Origin of the sequence: Pseudomonas sp. BN505 (assembly GCF_029873175.1) — a bacterium.
GTDB lineage: Bacteria > Pseudomonadota > Gammaproteobacteria > Pseudomonadales > Pseudomonadaceae > Aquipseudomonas > Aquipseudomonas putida.
Map to the genome: position 1 here is coordinate 434,430 of NZ_SSOI01000045.1, position 18,131 is coordinate 452,560.

The following is an 18,131-nucleotide window of genomic DNA, read 5'->3' on the forward strand; positions in this document are numbered from 1 at the left end:
GCGGCATAAAGGGCAATAGCGGGGTATGATAGCCGCCCCATGCGAAACACTGAAAATATATCCAGCCCGACGGGCGCCTGCAGACCATGATCAGCAACGAACTCAAAGCCACCATCCAGGGCGCCTACTCGCGTTTTCTCGAAGCCAAGAGCCTCAAGCCTCGCTATGGCCAGCGCCTGATGATCGCCGAAGTGGCCAAGGTGCTTGGCGACATTGCCTGCGACGATGAAGGCCGCCGTGCCGGCGAGCCTGCCGTGGTCGCCGTGGAGGCGGGCACCGGTACCGGCAAGACGGTGGCCTACAGCCTGGCCGCCATCCCGGCCGCCAAGGCCGCTGGCAAGCGCCTGGTGATCGCCACAGCCACCGTGGCCCTGCAGGAGCAGATCGTCTTCAAGGACCTGCCCGACCTGATGCGCAACAGCGGGCTCAACTTCAGCTTCGCCCTGGCCAAGGGCCGTGGCCGCTACCTGTGCCTGTCCAAGCTCGACATCCTGCTGCAGGAGGGACACGCCCAGTCGGCCACTGCCCAGTTGTTCGAGGAAGAAGGCTTCCGAATCGAGGTCGACGAGCGCAGCCAGAAGCTGTTCAACAGCATGATCGAGAAGCTTGCCGGCAATCGCTGGGATGGTGACCGTGACAGCTGGTCGGAAGCCCTGGAAGACCAGGACTGGGCCCGCCTGACCACCGACCATAGCCAGTGCACCGGCCGCCACTGCCCGAATTTCCAGCAGTGCGTGTTCTACAAGGCCCGTGAAGGCATGGGCAAGGTAGACGTGATCGTTACCAACCACGACATGGTGCTGGCCGACCTGGCGCTGGGCGGGGGTGCAGTGTTGCCCGACCCGCGCGATACCATGTATGTGTTCGACGAAGGCCACCACCTGCCAGACAAGGCCATCGGCCACTTCGCTCATTATTCGCGCCTGCGCTCCACCGCAGACTGGCTGGAACAGACCGCCAAGAACCTGACCAAGCTGCTGGCCCAGCACCCGCTGCCCGGCGACCTGGGCAAGTACATCGAGCAGGTGCCAGAGCTGGCGCGCGAAGTGCGCACCCAGCAGCAGTTCATGTTCACACTCTGCGAGCAGGTTGCCGACTTCCGCCCCAGTGAAGACACCGAGGGCCGCGAGCGCCCGCGCTATCGCTTCGAAGGCGGCGTCGTGCCGGAACAGATGCGTGAAGTGGGTATCGAGCTGAAGAAGGGCTTCGCCCGCCTCAACGACCTGTTTACTCGCCTGGCCGACCTGCTCAAGGAAGGCATGGACGGCGAGGTCAACATCGGCATCGCCAGCCACCAGGCCGAGGAGTGGTACCCGCTGTTCGGCAGCCTGGTCACCCGTGCCCAGGGCAACTGGGAACTGTGGACGGCCTTTACCGCCGAAGACCCGGAGGACAGCCCGCCCATGGCTCGCTGGCTGACGCTGGCCGAGAGCGGCGCGATGTTCGACATCGAAGTCAACGCCAGCCCGATCCTTGCCGCCGAGATGCTTCGCCGCAGCCTGTGGAGCGTTGCACACGGTGCACTGGTGACGTCGGCGACGTTGACCGCGCTGGGCAAGTTCGACCGCTTCCGCATGCGCTCCGGTTTACCGCGTGATGCGATGACCTGTGTGGTGCCCAGCCCGTTCGTGCACGGCGACGCTGGCCTGTTGCGGGTGCCTGACCTCAAGGCCGACCCACGCGATGCGGCGGCACACACCGCGGCAATCATCCGCGAGCTGCCGAACATCGTCGAAGATGCCCGTGGCGCGCTAGTGCTGTTCTCCTCGCGCAAGCAGATGCAGGACGTGTTCGATGGCCTGGACCGTGACTGGCGCAAGCTGGTCCTGATCCAGGGCAACCTGTCCAAGCAGGAAACCCTCAACAAGCACAAGGCGCGGGTCGACGATGGCCAGCACAGCGTGCTGTTCGGCCTGGCAAGCTTTGCCGAGGGTGTCGACCTGCCTGGCGCCTATTGCGAGCATGTGGTGATTGCCAAGATTCCATTTGCCGTGCCCGATGACCCGGTCGAAGCCGCACTGGCGGAGTGGATCGAAGCCCGCGGCGGTAACCCGTTCATGGAAATTGCCGTACCCGACGCCTCGCTGAAGCTGATCCAGGCCTGCGGGCGCCTGCTGCGTACCGAGCAGGATCGCGGTGTCATCACCTTGCTTGACCGGCGCCTGGTCACCCAGCGCTACGGCAAGGCTATTCTCAATGCGCTGCCGCCGTTCCGGCGGGAGATTTCCTGACCGCCGGAGCACTTGCTCCGGCGCGTTGTCCATTACTCAGTCTTGGTCCCGTGAGGGGCCTGAAGGAGAGCCCCAGCCTTATGGTCCGCCTCACCCTGCCCGCCGTTTTCGCCCTGTTGTTCAGCTCGCCCTTGCTGGCCGGGCAGCAGACGCTGTTCAGCTTCGTGCGCCCGGCCTCGGTGGTCAATGTGGTGACCGCGGATGCCGGCATGCCGCAGTACAACGCGGAGCAAACGGCCGAGGGCGAGGTGTTGCGGCGTGTGGTGTTCAACCCGGTCGAGCGGCCCACCCTGCGGCTGAGCCCGCAAGGCGGGGCGTGGGATTGGTCCACCGGGCAGTTCCTCACGTTGCGCATGCAAAGTGCCATGGACTGGGCGCTGACGGTGGATGTGACTGTGCAAGGCAGCGATGGCCGCACCTTGACCAGCCGCGTTGACCTGCCGGCCGGCCCCGCGCAAACCGTGATGGTGCCGCTGACGGCCAGCTCGCCGCTGAGCCAGGGCATGCGCGCCGGCCCACCCATGCCGTGGAACCATGGTGGCCAGCGCTTGCTGCTGACCAGCAGCACGGGCGCGGTAGACCTCAAGCAGGTGGCCTCGGTCAGCCTGAGCATCCCCAGCCCAAAGGTGGCGCAGAACCTTCTGATCGAGCGGGTGGGCATTCAGGATGACGACCAGGCCTACAAAGCGGCCTATAAAGATCTGATTGATGCCTATGGCCAGTCCACGCGCGGCAATTGGCCCGAGAAGGTTGCCAATGACGAGCAGCTCAAGGCGGCCGATACGCGTGAACAGCAGCAGCTCAAGGGTTGGCTGGCTGAACGCGGCAAGCAGCAACTCGATGGCTATGGCGGGCTTCTGGCAGGGCCGGCCTTCGAGGCCAAGGGCTTCTTTCGCACCGAAAAGCGTAATGGCCGCTGGTACCTGGTAACACCGGAAGGGAACCCGTTCTATTCCCTGGGGGTGAACGCCGTCGCCGCAGATGGCGGGCGTACCTACGTCGCCGGCCGTGAAGGCATGTTCAAGGCGTTGCCGGGCGAGGGCGATGCACTGGCCGCATTCTACGGCGAGGGCAACAACGACGATGGCAATGCCTCGTCGCAAGGGCGCCACTTCAAGCAAGGGCGCTGGTTCGATTTTTATGCCGCCAACGTGCAGCGTACCTACGGCAAACCCTGCCCGCCTGCCGCAGAAGGGCAGCCAGCCAACTGCCCGCCACTGGTTCTGGACGCTGCCCGCTGGCAAACGCATGCGCTGGACCGTTTGCAGGCCTGGGGCTTCAACACGGTCGGCAACTGGAGCGAGCCCGCCCTGGGCCTGGCCAAGCGCATGCCCTACACCCTGCCGCTGTCGATCGTGGGTGATTACGCCAGCATCAGCACCGGCATGGACTGGTGGGGCAGCATGCCCGACCCGTTCGACCCGCGCTTTGCCATGGCCACAGAGCGCGCCGTGGCCATTGCCGCCCGTGATCACCGTGACGATCCTTGGCTGATTGGCTATTTCGCCGACAACGAGCTGGCCTGGGCTGCCCCAGGCAGCGACCCTAAAGCCCGGTATGGCCTGGCTTATGGCACTTTGCGCCTGACCACCGATGTACCGGCCAAGCGCGCCTTCCTCAAGCAGTTGCGTGACAAGTACCGCAATCAGCAAGGGCTGTCCAAGGCCTGGGGCATCGAACTGACCGCCTGGGAACTCATGGAAGACCCTGGCTTCGAGGCGCCGTTGCCCGACCCGCAACACCCGGAAATCGAGCGCGACTACCAGCACTTCCAGCAGGTGTTCGCCGAGACCTACTTCAAGACCATTGCCGATTCATTGAAGTGGCATGCCCCCAATCACCTGCTGCTCGGTGGCCGCTATGCGCTCAGCACGCCAGAGGCGGTCAAGGCCTGTGCCGAGTTCTGCGATGTGCTCAGCTTCAACTTCTATACCCTCAAGCCGCAGGACGGCTACGACTTTGCCCGCCTGGCCGAGCTGGACAAGCCGGTGCTGGTGTCCGAGTTCCAGTTCGGTTCACGAGATCGCGGGCCATTCTGGCCGGGGCCGCTGGAGCTGGCGCGGGAAGAAGACCGCGGCCCGGCTTACGGCAACTTCCTCAAGGCGGCCCTGGCGCAGCCGATGATCGTTGGTGCGCACTGGTTCCAGTACCTCGACCAGCCGGCCAGCGGCCGCCTGCTTGACGGCGAAAACGGCCACCTCGGGCTGGTGGCGATAACCGATGTGCCGTACCCGGGGTTTGTCGACGCTGTGCGCAAGAGCAACCTGCAGGCGATGGGCCAATTGCGCACCCTGCTGGAAAAACCGGCTCCCTGAGCACGAAGCTACCGTTCGTCGCGACCATTTGGCCCAAGCCAGTTTGCAAAACACCCAACTACTGAAACAATGCACACCTTTTTTGGACATGGTCCTACGGAGTACAGCGGGTGCAGATCCAGGGTCACTATGAGCTGAAGTTCGAAGCCGTGCGCGAAGCCTTTGCCGCGCTGTTCGAAGATTCCCAGGAGCGTGGCGCTGCGCTGTGCATCCAGGTCGGTGGCGAAACCGTCGTCGACCTGTGGGCCGGCAGTGCCGACAAGGATGGCCAGCAGGCCTGGCACAGCGACACCATCGCCAACCTGTTCTCCTGTACCAAGACCTTCACCGCTGTCACCGCCCTGCAACTGGTGGGCGAGGGCAAGCTGGCCCTCGATGCACCTGTGGCCAATTACTGGCCCGAGTTCGCCCAGGCCGGTAAACAGTCGATCACCTTGCGCCAGCTGCTCAGTCACCGCGCCGGCTTGCCGGCCATCCGTGAGCTGCTGCCCGCCGAAGCCCTGTACGACTGGCAGGCCATGGTCAATGCCCTGGCGGCTGAAACGCCATGGTGGACACCCGGTAGCGAACACGGTTATGCCGCCATCACCTACGGCTGGCTGATCGGCGAGCTGATCAGCCGCGCCGATGGCCGTGGCCCTGGCGACTCGATCGTGGCCCGCACCGCCCGCCCGTTGGGGTTGGACTTCCATGTTGGCCTGGCAGACGAAGAGTTCTACCGCGTGGCGCACATCGCCCGTGGCAAGGGCAACCCTGGGGACGCCGCCGCGCAGCGCTTGCTGCAGGTGACCATGCGCGAACCCGAGGCGCTATCGACCCGTGCTTTCACCAACCCGCCGGCGATCCTGACCAGCACCAATAAGCCGGAATGGCGACGTATGCAACAGCCGGCGGCCAATGGCCATGGCAATGCCCGCAGCCTGGCAGGGTTCTATGCCGGTTTGCTGGACGGCAGCCTGCTCGAGTCCGAACTGCTTGATGAACTGACCCGCGAGCACAGCCTCGGCCAGGACCGCACCTTGCTCACCCAGACCCGCTTTGGTCTGGGCTGCATGCTCGACCAGCCTGATGTGGCCAATGCCACCTTTGGCCTCGGCGCCCGCGCCTTCGGCCACCCAGGTGCTGGTGGCTCGGTCGGTTTTGCCGACCCGGAGCACGACGTGGCCTTCGGTTTCGTGGTCAATACACTTGGTCCCTACGTGCTCATGGATCCACGAGCCCAGAAACTGGTCCGTGTTCTTGCCAGTTGCCTTTGATCGGGTAATGCGGGTATTGCCCCGCCCCTTTGACTATCCTCAATGCCAACGCCTCATGTGCGTTGGCAAAATCTCTTTCTAATTCATGGTGTATCGCTGATGTCTTCACATAAAACCTTAGCACTCGCCCTGTGCCTGACCGCCGTTACCGGCTGCGCCAGTCATTCTCCGGACGGCTCCAAGGAAGGTGGCTCCAGCTGGTGGCCTTTCGGTTCCGACAAGGTCGCCGAGCAGGAAGTGAAGGCAGCCGTCACCGAAAAAGTAGCCAAGGCCGATGCCAAGTCCGAAAGCGCCAGCCGCTGGTGGTGGCCGTTCGGCGGTGATGACAAGCAAGCCAAAGGGCCGGTCGTGCCGAAGATCGACCAGAAGGCCACCCAGGCCTGGCTGGACGAGTACGAGCCCAAGCTGCGCGAAGCCATCAAGGACAGCAAGCTGGAGTTGGAGCGCCGCGACAATGTGCTGGCGGTCACCCTGCCGGTGGACAGCTCGTACAACCCTGATCGCCCGAACATGCTGCTGCCAATGACCCTCGGCCCGATCACCCGGGTGGCCAAGACCGTCGAAGGTGACCCCAAGACTGCCGTGCTGGTACTGGGCCATGCCGACACCAGCGGTGCTACCGCTGCCAACCAGAAACTCAGCCTGGAGCGCGCCGCCTCGGTGTCGGCCATCTTCCGCCTCAGCGGCTTGCAGCGTGACCGCCTGACCCTCAAGGGCATGGGTTCGGTCATGCCACGCGCCGCCAACGACAGCGCCGAGGGCCGTGCCCTGAACCGCCGCGTGGAAATGCTGCTGACTCCGCAGAACACCATGGTCGCGCTGTTGGCCAAGTACCAGCAGGCCGCTCCGGCACCTGCACCTGCCTCGATGGTTGCGGTGCAGGATGCCAAGGCACCTGCAGCCAAGGCCGTCGACAGCAAGCCAGCAGCCAAGAAGCCTGCGGCGAAGAAACCTGTTGCCAAGGCCAAGGCCCCTGCCAAGACCACGGCCAAGAAAACAGCTGCGCCGGCCAAGGCAGCCGCCAAGCCTGCCGCCAAGAAAGCTACCGCTGACAAGAAAGTAGCTGCCAACAGCCCTGCGAAGACCAACTGATCGTCAAGGAAACGCAGCAATGACCCAATCCCTGGCCGATATGCGCCGCGACTACACCCGTGATGGCCTGGCCGAAGCCCAGGCCCCGGGGGAGCCGTTCGCTTTGTTCCACCAGTGGTTTGCCGATGCGGTGAAGACCGAGCAGGTACCGGTGGAAGCCAATGCCATGACCCTGGCGACTGTGGACGGCAAAGGCCGCCCACATTGCCGCGTACTGTTGTTGAAGGGGCTCGATGAGCAGGGCTTTACCTTCTTCACCAACTACGAGAGCGCCAAGGGCCAGCAACTGCAGGCCAACCCTTTTGCGGCCATGACCTTCTTCTGGCCGGCGCTGGAGCGCCAGGTGCGCATCGAAGGGCGGGTGGAAAAGGTCACGGCCAAGGAGTCGGACGACTACTACCAGGTGCGCCCGCTGGGCAGCCGCCTGGGCGCCTGGGCTTCGCCGCAGAGCCGGGTGATTGCCGGTCGTGAAGAGCTGGAGGGCCTGGTCAAGGCCACCGAAGCGCGCTTCTCCGACACCCAGCCGCACTGCCCGGAGCACTGGGGTGGTTATCGCCTGTTGCCTGAGCGCATCGAGTTCTGGCAGGGGCGGGCGAGCCGCCTGCATGACCGGTTGAACTACCGGCTGGTGGATGGGCAATGGCTGCGGGAGCGGCTGGCACCCTGAGAATTTGGGGCCGCAAAGCGGCCCCAGTGATCCACCAGACTACCCCGGATACCCCGCCGCCTCGCGCTCCAACCACCCCGCCAGTTGCTTGCGCCCCACCTTCTCCTGCCGCGCCTGCGCCAATTTTTCCAGCATGAACGTGCGCTTTCCAGGGTCAGCCCCCGCCAGCGACAACGCCAGGTCACGGTCCATCCACCGGCGCATGCGTACATACAGCCACCAATGGAAATACAGCCCGGCAACGGTGGTGACCACGACGATGAAGTAATCCATGGCTATCCTTGGTCTCAATTGATGAGCCTATGGCACAACCGCACAGGCTGTACCCCGGCTGAATGAAAACAATTTTATTACGTTTGTACCGTGACAGCCGTCAACGTGCAGCGTCTAATGAGCACCTGACTTATGGAGACTTTACCCATGCGTAAATCCGCTTTGCTGGTGGCGACCTTTACCACCATGTCGCTGTTGCTGGGGGGCTGTGCCTCGAGCCTGACCGGTGACAGCTACTCCCGTGATGAAGCCCGCCGCGTGCAAACCGTGCGCATGGGCACCATCGAATCCCTGCGCCCGGTCAAGATCGAAGGTACCAAAACCCCGATCGGCGGTGGCGCTGGCGCCATCGTTGGTGGCGTAGCCGGCAGTGCTGTAGGCGGTGGCCGTGGCAGCATTGTTGCAGCCGTGATCGGTGCCGTGGCCGGTGGCCTGGCCGGTTCCGCTGCAGAAGAAGGCCTGACCCGCACCCAAGGCGTCGAAATCACCGTGCGTGAGGACGATGGCAGCATGCGTGCCTACGTGCAGGCTGTGCAGGAGAACGAAATCTTCCGCGTTGGCGACCGCGTGCGCATCATGACTGTTGATGGCACCAGCCGCGTTTCGCACTGACCGTAGCGCAGTAAAACAAAACCCCGACATGGCTGCTGCCAGTCGGGGTTTTTTCATGCATCAGCAACGTCAACCAACACGGGTTTTGCGGCTTGCCATGGCGATGACGGCGTAGCCGATCACTGCGGCGAAGAACGAGCCGGTAAGAATACCCATGCGGTCCATACCGGCGTAATCGCTGCTACCCGGCGCGAAGGCGAGCGAGCCAACGAACAGGCTCATGGTGAAACCGATGCCGCAGAGTATCGCCACCCCCAGTATTTGCCCCCAGCCGGCACCCTCAGGCAGCGCGGCCATGCGCAGCTTGACCGCCAGCCATGTCAAGCCGAAAACGCCCACGGTCTTGCCCAGCAGCAGGCCAACCGCGATGCCCATCGGCACCGGGTGGGTGAAGCTGTCTACGCTCATGCCTGCCAGCGAGACGCCGGCATTGGCGAAGGCGAAAATCGGCAAAATGGCATAAGCGACCCAAGGATGCAGGGCATGCTCAAGGGACAGCAGTGGCGAAGTCTCGGCGTTGCGGGTACGCAGCGGGATGCACAAGGCCAGGGCGACACCGGCCAGAGTGGCATGTACGCCACTCTTGAGTACGCAGACCCACAGGATCAGGCCAACGATCATGTACGGCCCAAGCTTGACCACGCCAAGCCGGTTCATCGCTACCAGCGCCACCAGGCAGGCCGCAGCCAGTAGCAGCGACACGCTCGACAGGGTCCCGGAATAGAACAGGGCGATGACGATGATCGCGCCCAAGTCGTCGATGATCGCCAAAGTCATCAGGAACAGCTTCAGCGATACCGGTACGCGTTTGCCCAGCAGGGCCAGCACGCCAAGGGCGAACGCGATGTCGGTGGCAGTGGGGATCGCCCAGCCGGCCACGGCCGCCGGGTTGTCGCGGTTGATGAACCAGTAGATCAGTGCAGGCACCACCATGCCGCCCACGGCAGCAGTGGCAGGCAGGATCACCTGGGCAGGTTTGGACAGGTGGCCGTCGACCACCTCGCGCTTGACCTCAAGGCCGATGAGCAAGAAGAACAGGGCCATGAGGCCGTCATTGATCCACAGCAACAAAGGCTTGGCGATATTCAGCGCGCCGACCTGGACGGCGACGGGCACATCGAGCAGCCCGCTGTACAGGTAGGACAGTGGCGAGTTGTTGATGATCAGTGCCAAGACGGCGGCGGCGATCAGCAGCAGGCCGCTGGCGGCTTCAAGCTGGAAGAAACGGGTAAACAGGCTACGCACGGGCTATAGGCTCTCCATGAGCAGTTTACGAATGGAACGGGCGTACACCCTAGCCTGTGACGATATGCTTTAAAACAAAAACTATATTCGTTTTTGTTATATGGTGTTGCCGGCTAGGCTGTGTGAAGCCTAGATGCAGACGGGGGTGGAAGGGGGAGGGAATGCCTGATGTTCGGGTTGGATATTTCTGATTCCTGCAAGGGCTCTTTCGCGGGGCGCGCCCGCTCCTACAGCTACTGCGCAGTTCTCAAGTACTGTGCAGTAGCTGTGGGAGCGGGTTTACCCGCGAAAGGGCCCTGACAGGCGACACAAAATTACAGGCCGAGCATATCCCGCGCTACCGCCTCGGCAATACGGATCCCGTCCACACCCGCGGACAGAATGCCGCCCGCGTAGCCGGCGCCTTCACCCGCCGGGAACAACCCTTTCAGGTTCAGGCTCTGGTAATCCTCACCCCGGGTAATGCGCAGTGGCGACGAGGTCCGCGTCTCGATCCCGGTCAACACCGCGTCATGCAGGTTGTAACCCTTGATCTGGCGGTCGAACGCCGGCAGTGCCTCACGGATGGCTTCGATGGCGAAGTCGGGCAGGCTCGGCGCCAGGTCACCCAAGGTCACGCCTGGTTTGTAGGACGGTTCGACACTGCCCAGGGCGGTCGATGGCCGGCCTGCAACGAAGTCACCCACCAGCTGCGCCGGGGCCTGGTAGTTGCTGCCGCCCATCACGTAGGCGTGGGCTTCCAGACGCTCTTGCAGTTCAATACCGGCCAGCGGGCCGCCCGGGTAGTCGCGCTCGGGGTCAATGCCGACGACGATGCCAGAGTTGGCGTTGCGCTCGTTACGCGAGTACTGGCTCATGCCGTTGGTGACCACCCGGCCTGGTTCGCTGGTGGCGGCGACCACGGTGCCACCCGGGCACATGCAGAAGCTGTATACCGAGCGGCCGTTCTTGGCGTGGTACACCAGCTTGTAGTCGGCGGCGCCTAGTTTCGGGTGGCCGGCGTACTTGCCCAGGCGCGCTTTGTCGATCAGCGTTTGCGGGTGCTCGATACGGAAGCCGACCGAGAACGGCTTGGCTTCCATGTACACGCCCTTGGCATGCAGCATGCGGAAGGTGTCGCGGGCGCTGTGGCCAAGGGCCAGGACCACATGGCGCGAGTGCAGCTGTTCGCCACTCTCCAGCACCACGCCGGTCAGTTGGCCGTCTTCGACCAGCAGGTCGGTGACCTTTTCCTGGAAGCGTACTTCCGCGCCGAGGGCGATCATGTCCTGGCGCATCTGCTCGACCATGCCGGTAAGGCGGAAAGTGCCGATGTGCGGTTTGTTGATGTACAGGATCTCGTCCGGCGCACCGGCCTTGACGAACTCTTCCAGCACTTTTCGGCCGTGGTGCTGCGGGTCCTTGATCTGGCTGTACAGCTTGCCGTCAGAGAAGGTACCGGCGCCGCCTTCGCCGAACTGTACATTGGACTCTGGGTTGAGCACGCTTTTGCGCCACAGGCCCCAGGTGTCCTTGGTGCGCTGGCGCACCTCCTTGCCACGTTCGAGGATGATCGGCTTGAAGCCCATCTGCGCCAACAGCAGGCCGGCGAAGATGCCGCACGGGCCGAAACCGACCACGATCGGGCGTTCCTGCACGTCGGCCGGGGCGTGGCCGACATACTTGTAGGTCACGTCCGGTGCCGGGCCGATGTTGTGATCGTCGGCGAACTTGTCGAGCAGCTCGGCTTCGTTGCTGGCTTCGAGGTCGATGGTGTAGATGAACAGCAACTCGCTGTTCTTCTTGCGCGCATCGTAGCTGCGCTTGAACAGGTTGAAGCTGAGCAGTTGCTCGTCGCGGATGCCCAGGCGCTGGACGATGGCTTCACGCAGCGCTTCGTCGGGATGGTCCAGGGGCAGCTTGAGTTCGGTGATTCGTAGCATGGCAGGGTCCAGTATCCCGGCCATGGGCGGCCGGCGGCTTTACACAAACCGCCAAGTATAAGCTGTTAGCCGCCCCGACTGGCAGGATAAAAGCACCCGGCGATCAGTTGTCGCGCGCGCCGCCGTAGTAGCCGCAGCCCTGCAGGGTCTTGCCGTCGATGCGCAGCTCGGCACGCAGGTGGTGGATGGCGCCCGTGGCGCTGTCTACGCAGCGCTGCGGCGCGACCCACAGTTCCACGTGCTGGCCGTTGGCTTCGCTGGTAAGGGTAAGGCCGCCGCCGGGTACTTCTTCTTCCAGAAACGGCAGGGGCAGAGGCTGCTGGCCCACGCGAGTGAGCACCATGCCCTTGCCGCTGGCCTTGATGTCCCAATCGGGTTCATGACCATTGGCGCGCAGGGTCAGCTGCTTGAAGTTGGGGTCTTCGCAGGCGCGCGTGGAGGGTTCCAGGCGGTACAGGCGGCGCACTTCCAGCTGGCCGTCGTTGTTGGCCTGCTTGCTGCCGGTGAGGCGGCCACGGACGTCGGCGAACAGTTTGTCGTTGGCGTCTTTGGCGAGGTTGGCGGCCTCCTGCAGGATGCCGGTGGCGCCGACGTCGTTGATCACGAACGTGCGGTTTTCGCTGCACGGCTTGAACAGCAGCTGGCCACCGGCGGCACGCAGTTCGCCCTGCATGCGCGTGGTGCCGATGTTCGGGTCGCTTGGCGCGTCAGCCATGAGCTGGCAGCCGGCGAACAGGGGCAGCAGGGCGGTGAGCAGCAGGGTGGGGGTGAGGCGCATGGGGCGAACTCCGGGGATCTTTTCCAAAGAGCTGGCCACGTTACGCAGGGTGTGTGGGGATCTCAAGTCATACACATTCAGCAGGCATGAAAAAGGGCCCGAAGGCCCTTTCCGGATCAACCCCCCAGGTACGCGTCGCGCACCTTCGGGTCGGTCAACAGCGCTTCCCCCGTCCCCTGCATCACCACCCGGCCGTTCTCCAGCACATAGGCGCGGTCAGCGACCTTGAGCGCCTGGTTGGCATTCTGCTCCACCAGGAACACGGTCACGCCGTCGCGGCGCAGCTGTTCGATGATGTCGAAGATCTGCTGGATGATGATCGGCGCCAGGCCCAGCGAGGGCTCGTCGAGCAGCAACAGCTTGGGCTTGCTCATCAGCGCCCGGCCAATGGCGAGCATCTGCTGCTCGCCACCAGACATGGTGCCGCCACGCTGGATATAACGCTCCTTCAGGCGCGGGAACAGCTGCAACACCTTGTCCAGCTGCTCCTGATAGTCGCCCTTGTTGGTGAAGAAGCCACCCATCGCCAGGTTTTCCTCGACGGTCAGGCGGGCGAACACGCGGCGGCCTTCAGGCACCACGGCAATGCTCTTGCGCATGATGTGCGAGGACGGCTGGCCGACCAGTTCTTCACCTAGGTACTTGATGCTGCCACTGTGCGCCTGCGGCGAGCCGCACAGGGTCATCAGCAAGGTCGACTTGCCGGCGCCGTTGGCACCGATCAGGGTGACGATCTCGCCCTGGTTGATCTCCACGTTCACGCTGTGCAGCGCCTGGATCTTGCCGTAGAAGGTGGAAACGTTTTCGAACTTCAGCATTTACGCTTCCCCCAGGTAGGCTTTGATCACATCAGGGTTGTCGCGGATCTCTTCCGGCGTGCCGTGGGCCAGGGGGGTGCCCTGGTTGATCACCACTATATGGTCGGAGATGCTCATCACCAGCTTCATGTCGTGCTCGATCAGCAGCACGGTGACGTTGTGCGACTCACGCAGGTAGGCGATCAGTGCCTTGAGGTCTTCGGTTTCCTTCGGGTTCAGGCCCGCGGCCGGTTCGTCGAGCATGATGATGCGCGGCTGGGTCATCATGCAGCGGGCGATTTCCAGGCGGCGTTGCTGGCCGTAGGCCAGGGTGCCGGCGGTACGGTTGGCGAATTCGGTCAGGTTGACCTTCTCCAGCCAGTACTGCGCGCGTTCCATGGCCTCCTTCTCGCTGCGGCGGAAGCTCGGGGTCTTGAACAGGCCGGCGAAGAAGTTGGTGTTCAGGTGACGGTGCTGGGCGATCAGCAGGTTTTCCAACGCGGTCATTTCCTTGAACAGGCGCACGTTCTGGAAGGTCCGCACCACGCCCTTGCGGGCGATCTGATGGCCGGCCAGGCCCTGGATCGGCTGGCCATCGAGCAGGATGGTGCCGCCGCTGGGCTTGTAGAAACCGGTCAGGCAGTTGAACACGGTGGTCTTGCCGGCGCCGTTCGGGCCGATGAGCGCCACCACCTGTTTTTCCTTGACGGTCAGGGCCACGCCGTTGACCGCCAACAAGCCGCCGAAGCGCATGCTCAGGCCGCTGACTTGCAGAATTTCACGGCTCATCGATGCAGCTCCATGTGTGGACGTTGCATAGGCAGCAAGCCTTGCGGACGCCAGATCATCATCAACACCATCAGCGCACCGAACATCAGCATCCGGTATTCGCTGAACTCACGCATCAGCTCGGGCAACAGGATCATCACGATGGCCGCGAGGATCACGCCCAGTTGTGAGCCCATGCCGCCGAGCACGACGATGGCGAGGATGATCGCCGACTCGATGAAGGTGAACGACTCTGGTGTGACCAGCCCTTGGCGGGCGGCGAAGAAGCTGCCGGCAAAACCGGCGAACGCGGCGCCCAGGGTGAAAGCCGACAGCTTGATCACGGTCGGGTTCAGGCCCAGCGCGCGGCAGGCGATCTCGTCTTCACGCAGGGCTTCCCAGGCGCGGCCGATCGGCATGCGCAGCAGGCGGTTGATCACGAACAGCGCGAGCAGGGCCAGCAGCAGGGCTACCAGGTAGAGGAAGATGACCTTGTTGATCGAGTTGTATTCCAGCCCGAAGAACTCGTGGAAGGTCTGCATGCCCTCGGCGGCACGGCGTTCGAAGGTGAGGCCGAAGAACTCCGGCTTGGGGATGTTGCTGATACCGTTGGGGCCGCCGGTCCAGTCGGTGAGGTTGCGCAGGAACAGGCGGATGATCTCGCCGAAGCCAAGGGTCACGATCGCCAGGTAGTCACCGCGCAGGCGCAGCACCGGGAAGCCAAGCAGGAAGCCGAAGGTGGCGGCCATCAGGCCGGCAATCGGCAGGCACACCCAGAAGCTCCAGCCCAGGTAGTGCGAGAGCATGGCGTAGCTGTAGGCGCCGACGGCATAGAAGCCGACGTAACCGAGGTCGAGCAGGCCCGCCAGGCCGACCACGATGTTCAGGCCCAGGCCCAGCAACACGTAGATCAGGATCAGCGTGGCGATGTCGACCGCACCGCGCGAGCCGAAGAACGGCCACACCAGTGCCGCAACGATCAGACCAATGATCACATAGCGCTGGGTCTTGGGCAGGGTCAGGTAGTTGCTGACGGCCGGCGGGATCAGCTTGCGATCCGAACGGCGGCCCATCACCGAACTCCACTGCTTGTCGAACAGCACGCGCAGGAACATCAATACCGAGCACACGGCGATGATGCTGATGGTGAACGAACCCTGACTGTGCACGACCAGGCTGATGCCGTCGATGCTCAGTTTCAGGCCCAGCACCGGGAAGGCCACGGCCCAGACCAGCAAGGCGCTGAAGAACGCCTGTTTGAGATTTTTGCTCATACTTTTTCAACCTCCGGGCGGCCCAGGATGCCGGTCGGCCGGAATAGCAGGACAAGAACCAACAAGCCGAATGCCACCACGTCCTTGTACTGGTCGCCGAAGATGTCGGCGCCAAAGGCTTCGGCTACACCCAGCACCAGCCCGCCGAGCATGGCGCCCGGAATGCTGCCGATGCCACCCAGCACCGCCGCGGTAAAGGCTTTGAGGCCCACCAGGAAACCGGCGTTGGGGTTGATCACCCCGTACTGCATGCTCAGCAGCACGGCCGCCACCGCCGCCAGGGCGGCACCGATGACGAAGGTGAGGGCGATGATGTTGTTGGTGTTGATGCCCAGCAGGTTGGCCATCTTGATGTCTTCGGCGCAGGCGCGGCAGGCGCGGCCCAGGCGGGAACGGGAGATGAACAGGGTGAGCAGGGTCATTGCCACGAGGGTGACCACGAACACCAGGATCTGCATGTAGCTGATCAGAACTTCCTCCGCACCGCCTGGCCCGAACGAGAAGCTTCCGGGGATCAGGTTGGGGATGGACTTGTCCTTGGAGTCTTGCGACAGCAAGACGGTGTTCTGCAGGAAGATCGACATGCCGATGGCAGAAATCAGCGGGATCAGACGGTTGCTGTTGCGCAAGGGGCGGTAGGCAACCCGTTCGATACTGTAACCATAGGCACTGGTGACGAAGATCGTCGCGACGAAGGCAACGGTCATCAGGATCGGCAGCGAATGGATGCCCATCATGGCCAGGCCCGCCAGGGCGATGAAGGCCACGTAGGAACCGATCATGTACACCTCGCCGTGGGCGAAGTTGATCATGCCAATGATGCCGTACACCATCGTGTAGCCGATGGCGATCAAGGCATAGGTGCTGCCGATGGTCAATCCATTAACCAGTTGTTGGAAGAAATGGTAGATCTCAGGCATTACAGCGCTCCTAAAAACCTGATTTGCATTTCGCTGGCGGGGGTATGCCAGGAAACCGCGGGTGACGGTTTTAAGATTTTCAGGTGGGCCCGCCCCCGGATCGCGGGAGTCGGGCCCATGAACCTCGTAAAACAAAGCCCACTGCTCGCACAGTGGGCTTCTACGGTCAGCTATTTAGTCACGCAGTTACTGAGGGGAGACTTCGGTCTTCGGCTTGCCGAAGTGCCATTCGTATACCACGAACTTGAAGTCTTTCAGGTCGCCTTTGGCGTCGTACGACAGGTCGCCGGTCGGGGTCTTGAAGGTACCGGCGTGGATGGCTTCTGCCACCTTCTCGGCGTCTTCGGACTTGGCCGCTTTGATGCCTTCGGCGATCAGTTGGACAGCCGAGTAGGCAGGGAACACGAACGGGCCGCTCGGGTCTTTGCCGTCGGCCTTGATGGCGTCGACGATGGCCTTGTTTTTAGGATCGGCGTCGAACGACTTCGGCAGGGTGACCAGCAGGCCTTCGGAGGCGTTCTGGGCGATCTGCGAGATCGAGTCGTTACCCACACCCTCTGGGCCCATGAACTTGGCTTTCAGGCCTTTTTCCTGTGCCTGGCGCAGGATCAGGCCCAGCTCTGGGTGGTAGCCGCCGTAGTAGACGAAGTCGACATTGTTCTGCTTGAGCTTCTGGATGATCGAGGAGAAGTCCTTGTCACCCGCGTTCAGGCCTTCGAACACGGCAACCTTGGTGCCTTTGCTTTCCAGGGTCTGCTTGACCGCGGTGGCGATGCCTTCACCGTACTGCTGCTTGTCGTGCAGCACCGCAACGACCTTCGGCTTGACGTGGTCGGCGATGTAGTTGCCGGCCGCTGGGCCCTGGGCGCTGTCCAGGCCAATGGTACGGAAGATCATTTTATAGCCACGCGCGGTGATTTCCGGGCTGGTGGCGGCGGGGGTGATCATGATCACGCCTTCATCTTCGTAGATGTCGGACGCGGGCTGGGTGGAGCTGGAGCACAGGTGGCCGATGACGAACTTGACGCCGTCGTTGACCACTTTGTTGGCGACTGCCACGGCCTGTTTAGGGTCGCACGCGTCGTCGTATTCCTTGGCTTCGAGCATCTTGCCATCGACGCCGCCCGCGGCGTTGATATCCTTGATGGCTTGCTTTGCGCCGATGAACTGCATGTCGCCGTACTGGGTCACAGGACCCGTCTTCGGACCGGCGATGCCGATCTTGATGGTATCGGCGGCAAACGAATGGCTGGCTACCCCGGCCAGTACCATTGCGGCGAACAGCTTGGAAATCTTGATCATAGTGCTCCACTCATTCTGTTGTAATTCTTATAGTCCTGGCGGCCAGGGCTACAGACCGGGCGGGATTTGCAGCGTGGCCATGCCAACGCGCAAGCCCACCTTCCCCCGGAACATGTCCCGGAACTGTACCGGTACAGTGTAGAGCGCTGTTTGAGCGCTTGGAAAGCCGTCAAAAAGTGCCTGTTTCCTGGGTTGTCGCTTGCTCGACAGAAAGATACAAAAAGGCGCCATCAAATGGCCTGTATCTGCGACCCCGCCCCACAAGTTCGGGGTCAATCGACCAAATTACATATTTGTACCCGGGTTTTTCTGCAAAAATGCCGACCTTTTTTAGTGGCCGATTTTTGCGGATACCGCCCATGACTGATCAAACAAGCACCCTCTATGCCAAATTGCTTGGCGAGACGGCAATCATCGAGTGGAAAGCCCTGGAGCGTTTCTGGGCCAAGGGTGACCTGATTTGGGTCGACCCCAGCCTCGACCTGATCACCGTTGCCGAGGCAATGGCCGAGAATCGCAGCGAGATCTTCGCCAAATGGCGTAGTGATGGCACTGTTGGGCCGGTGTCGGCCGAGCAGGCACTGGACCTGCAAAGCCGCGATCCAGAGATCTGGGCCGTGGTGGTTTCGCCGTTTATCGTGATTCAGGCGAAGCGCCCGGCTGAAGCATGATCTTTTTT

The 18,131-nt window shown here is 62.8% G+C and carries 16 protein-coding genes; 7 read left to right on the forward strand and 9 right to left on the reverse strand.

Translation table 11 applies throughout. The features are described 5' to 3' along the window. The first annotated feature begins 86 nt into the window (after window positions 1-86). From dinG to pdxH, 5 genes are all read left to right on the forward strand, one after another. Window positions 87-2,231, forward strand: a complete 2,145-nt coding sequence (gene dinG / locus E8E78_RS15185) for an ATP-dependent DNA helicase DinG (RefSeq protein WP_043197540.1) — start codon at window positions 87-89, stop codon at window positions 2,229-2,231. Window positions 2,232-2,311: 80 nt separating this feature from the next. Further along, on the forward strand, window positions 2,312-4,546 hold the full coding sequence (locus E8E78_RS15190) for a beta-galactosidase (protein ID WP_197862886.1): 2,235 nt from the start codon (window positions 2,312-2,314) through the stop codon (window positions 4,544-4,546). A 110-nt stretch (window positions 4,547-4,656) separates the two neighbouring features. Beyond that, complete coding sequence (locus E8E78_RS15195; protein WP_084966537.1) at window positions 4,657-5,802, forward strand: serine hydrolase domain-containing protein; 1,146 nt, start codon at window positions 4,657-4,659, stop codon at window positions 5,800-5,802. A 99-nt stretch (window positions 5,803-5,901) separates the two neighbouring features. After that, the gene (locus E8E78_RS15200; RefSeq protein WP_049273292.1) at window positions 5,902-6,894 is read left to right on the forward strand and encodes an OmpA family protein; all 993 of its coding nucleotides are present in this window, start codon (window positions 5,902-5,904) and stop codon (window positions 6,892-6,894) included. Between the two features lie 19 nt (window positions 6,895-6,913). Further along, a complete protein-coding gene (gene pdxH / locus E8E78_RS15205) occupies window positions 6,914-7,561 on the forward strand; it encodes a pyridoxamine 5'-phosphate oxidase (RefSeq protein WP_049273290.1) in 648 nt (215 codons plus the stop codon). A 39-nt stretch (window positions 7,562-7,600) separates the two neighbouring features. Here the strand turns inward: pdxH and E8E78_RS15210 are convergent, their stop codons facing one another. Continuing rightward, window positions 7,601-7,834: a hypothetical protein gene (locus E8E78_RS15210; protein ID WP_049273289.1), complete on the reverse strand. Its 234-nt coding sequence runs from the start codon at window positions 7,832-7,834 to the stop codon at window positions 7,601-7,603. Window positions 7,835-7,981: 147 nt separating this feature from the next. On the opposite strand from E8E78_RS15210, the gene E8E78_RS15215 reads away from it, so the two are divergent. Beyond that, window positions 7,982-8,446 (forward strand): glycine zipper 2TM domain-containing protein, encoded by a 465-nt coding sequence (locus tag E8E78_RS15215; protein WP_009684613.1) that lies wholly within the window; start codon window positions 7,982-7,984, stop codon window positions 8,444-8,446. A gap of 69 nt (window positions 8,447-8,515) precedes the next feature. Here E8E78_RS15215 and nhaA read toward each other — a convergent pair whose 3' ends face one another. The 8 genes from nhaA to E8E78_RS15255 all read right to left on the reverse strand — a co-directional run bounded on the left by nhaA (window position 8,516) and on the right by E8E78_RS15255 (window position 17,452). Next, on the reverse strand, window positions 8,516-9,691 hold the full coding sequence (nhaA, locus tag E8E78_RS15220) for a Na+/H+ antiporter NhaA (RefSeq protein ID WP_049273285.1): 1,176 nt from the start codon (window positions 9,689-9,691) through the stop codon (window positions 8,516-8,518). A 314-nt stretch (window positions 9,692-10,005) separates the two neighbouring features. Beyond that, complete coding sequence (locus tag E8E78_RS15225) at window positions 10,006-11,613, reverse strand: NAD(P)/FAD-dependent oxidoreductase (protein WP_041167602.1); 1,608 nt, start codon at window positions 11,611-11,613, stop codon at window positions 10,006-10,008. Window positions 11,614-11,716: 103 nt separating this feature from the next. Continuing rightward, window positions 11,717-12,391, reverse strand: coding sequence for a hypothetical protein (locus tag E8E78_RS15230; RefSeq protein WP_059395485.1), 675 nt, complete (start codon window positions 12,389-12,391; stop codon window positions 11,717-11,719). A 116-nt stretch (window positions 12,392-12,507) separates the two neighbouring features. Beyond that, window positions 12,508-13,209 (reverse strand): ABC transporter ATP-binding protein, encoded by a 702-nt coding sequence (locus E8E78_RS15235; RefSeq protein ID WP_016498257.1) that lies wholly within the window; start codon window positions 13,207-13,209, stop codon window positions 12,508-12,510. Then, on the reverse strand, window positions 13,210-13,977 hold the full coding sequence (gene livG, locus E8E78_RS15240; protein WP_003254878.1) for a high-affinity branched-chain amino acid ABC transporter ATP-binding protein LivG: 768 nt from the start codon (window positions 13,975-13,977) through the stop codon (window positions 13,210-13,212). Then, the gene (locus E8E78_RS15245; protein ID WP_016498258.1) at window positions 13,974-15,230 is read right to left on the reverse strand and encodes a high-affinity branched-chain amino acid ABC transporter permease LivM; all 1,257 of its coding nucleotides are present in this window, start codon (window positions 15,228-15,230) and stop codon (window positions 13,974-13,976) included. Before E8E78_RS15245 ends, livG begins: the two co-directional genes overlap by 4 nt. Next, window positions 15,227-16,150, reverse strand: a complete 924-nt coding sequence (gene livH / locus E8E78_RS15250) for a high-affinity branched-chain amino acid ABC transporter permease LivH (protein WP_008097482.1) — start codon at window positions 16,148-16,150, stop codon at window positions 15,227-15,229. The genes E8E78_RS15245 and livH overlap by 4 nt, the downstream gene beginning before the upstream one ends. Window positions 16,151-16,336: 186 nt before the next feature. Beyond that, window positions 16,337-17,452: a branched-chain amino acid ABC transporter substrate-binding protein gene (locus E8E78_RS15255; RefSeq protein ID WP_049277846.1), complete on the reverse strand. Its 1,116-nt coding sequence runs from the start codon at window positions 17,450-17,452 to the stop codon at window positions 16,337-16,339. 359 nt (window positions 17,453-17,811) lie between these two features. On the opposite strand from E8E78_RS15255, the gene E8E78_RS15260 reads away from it, so the two are divergent. After that, the gene (locus E8E78_RS15260) at window positions 17,812-18,123 is read left to right on the forward strand and encodes a DUF2288 domain-containing protein (protein ID WP_016498260.1); all 312 of its coding nucleotides are present in this window, start codon (window positions 17,812-17,814) and stop codon (window positions 18,121-18,123) included. Window positions 18,124-18,131: the final 8 nt, after the last annotated feature.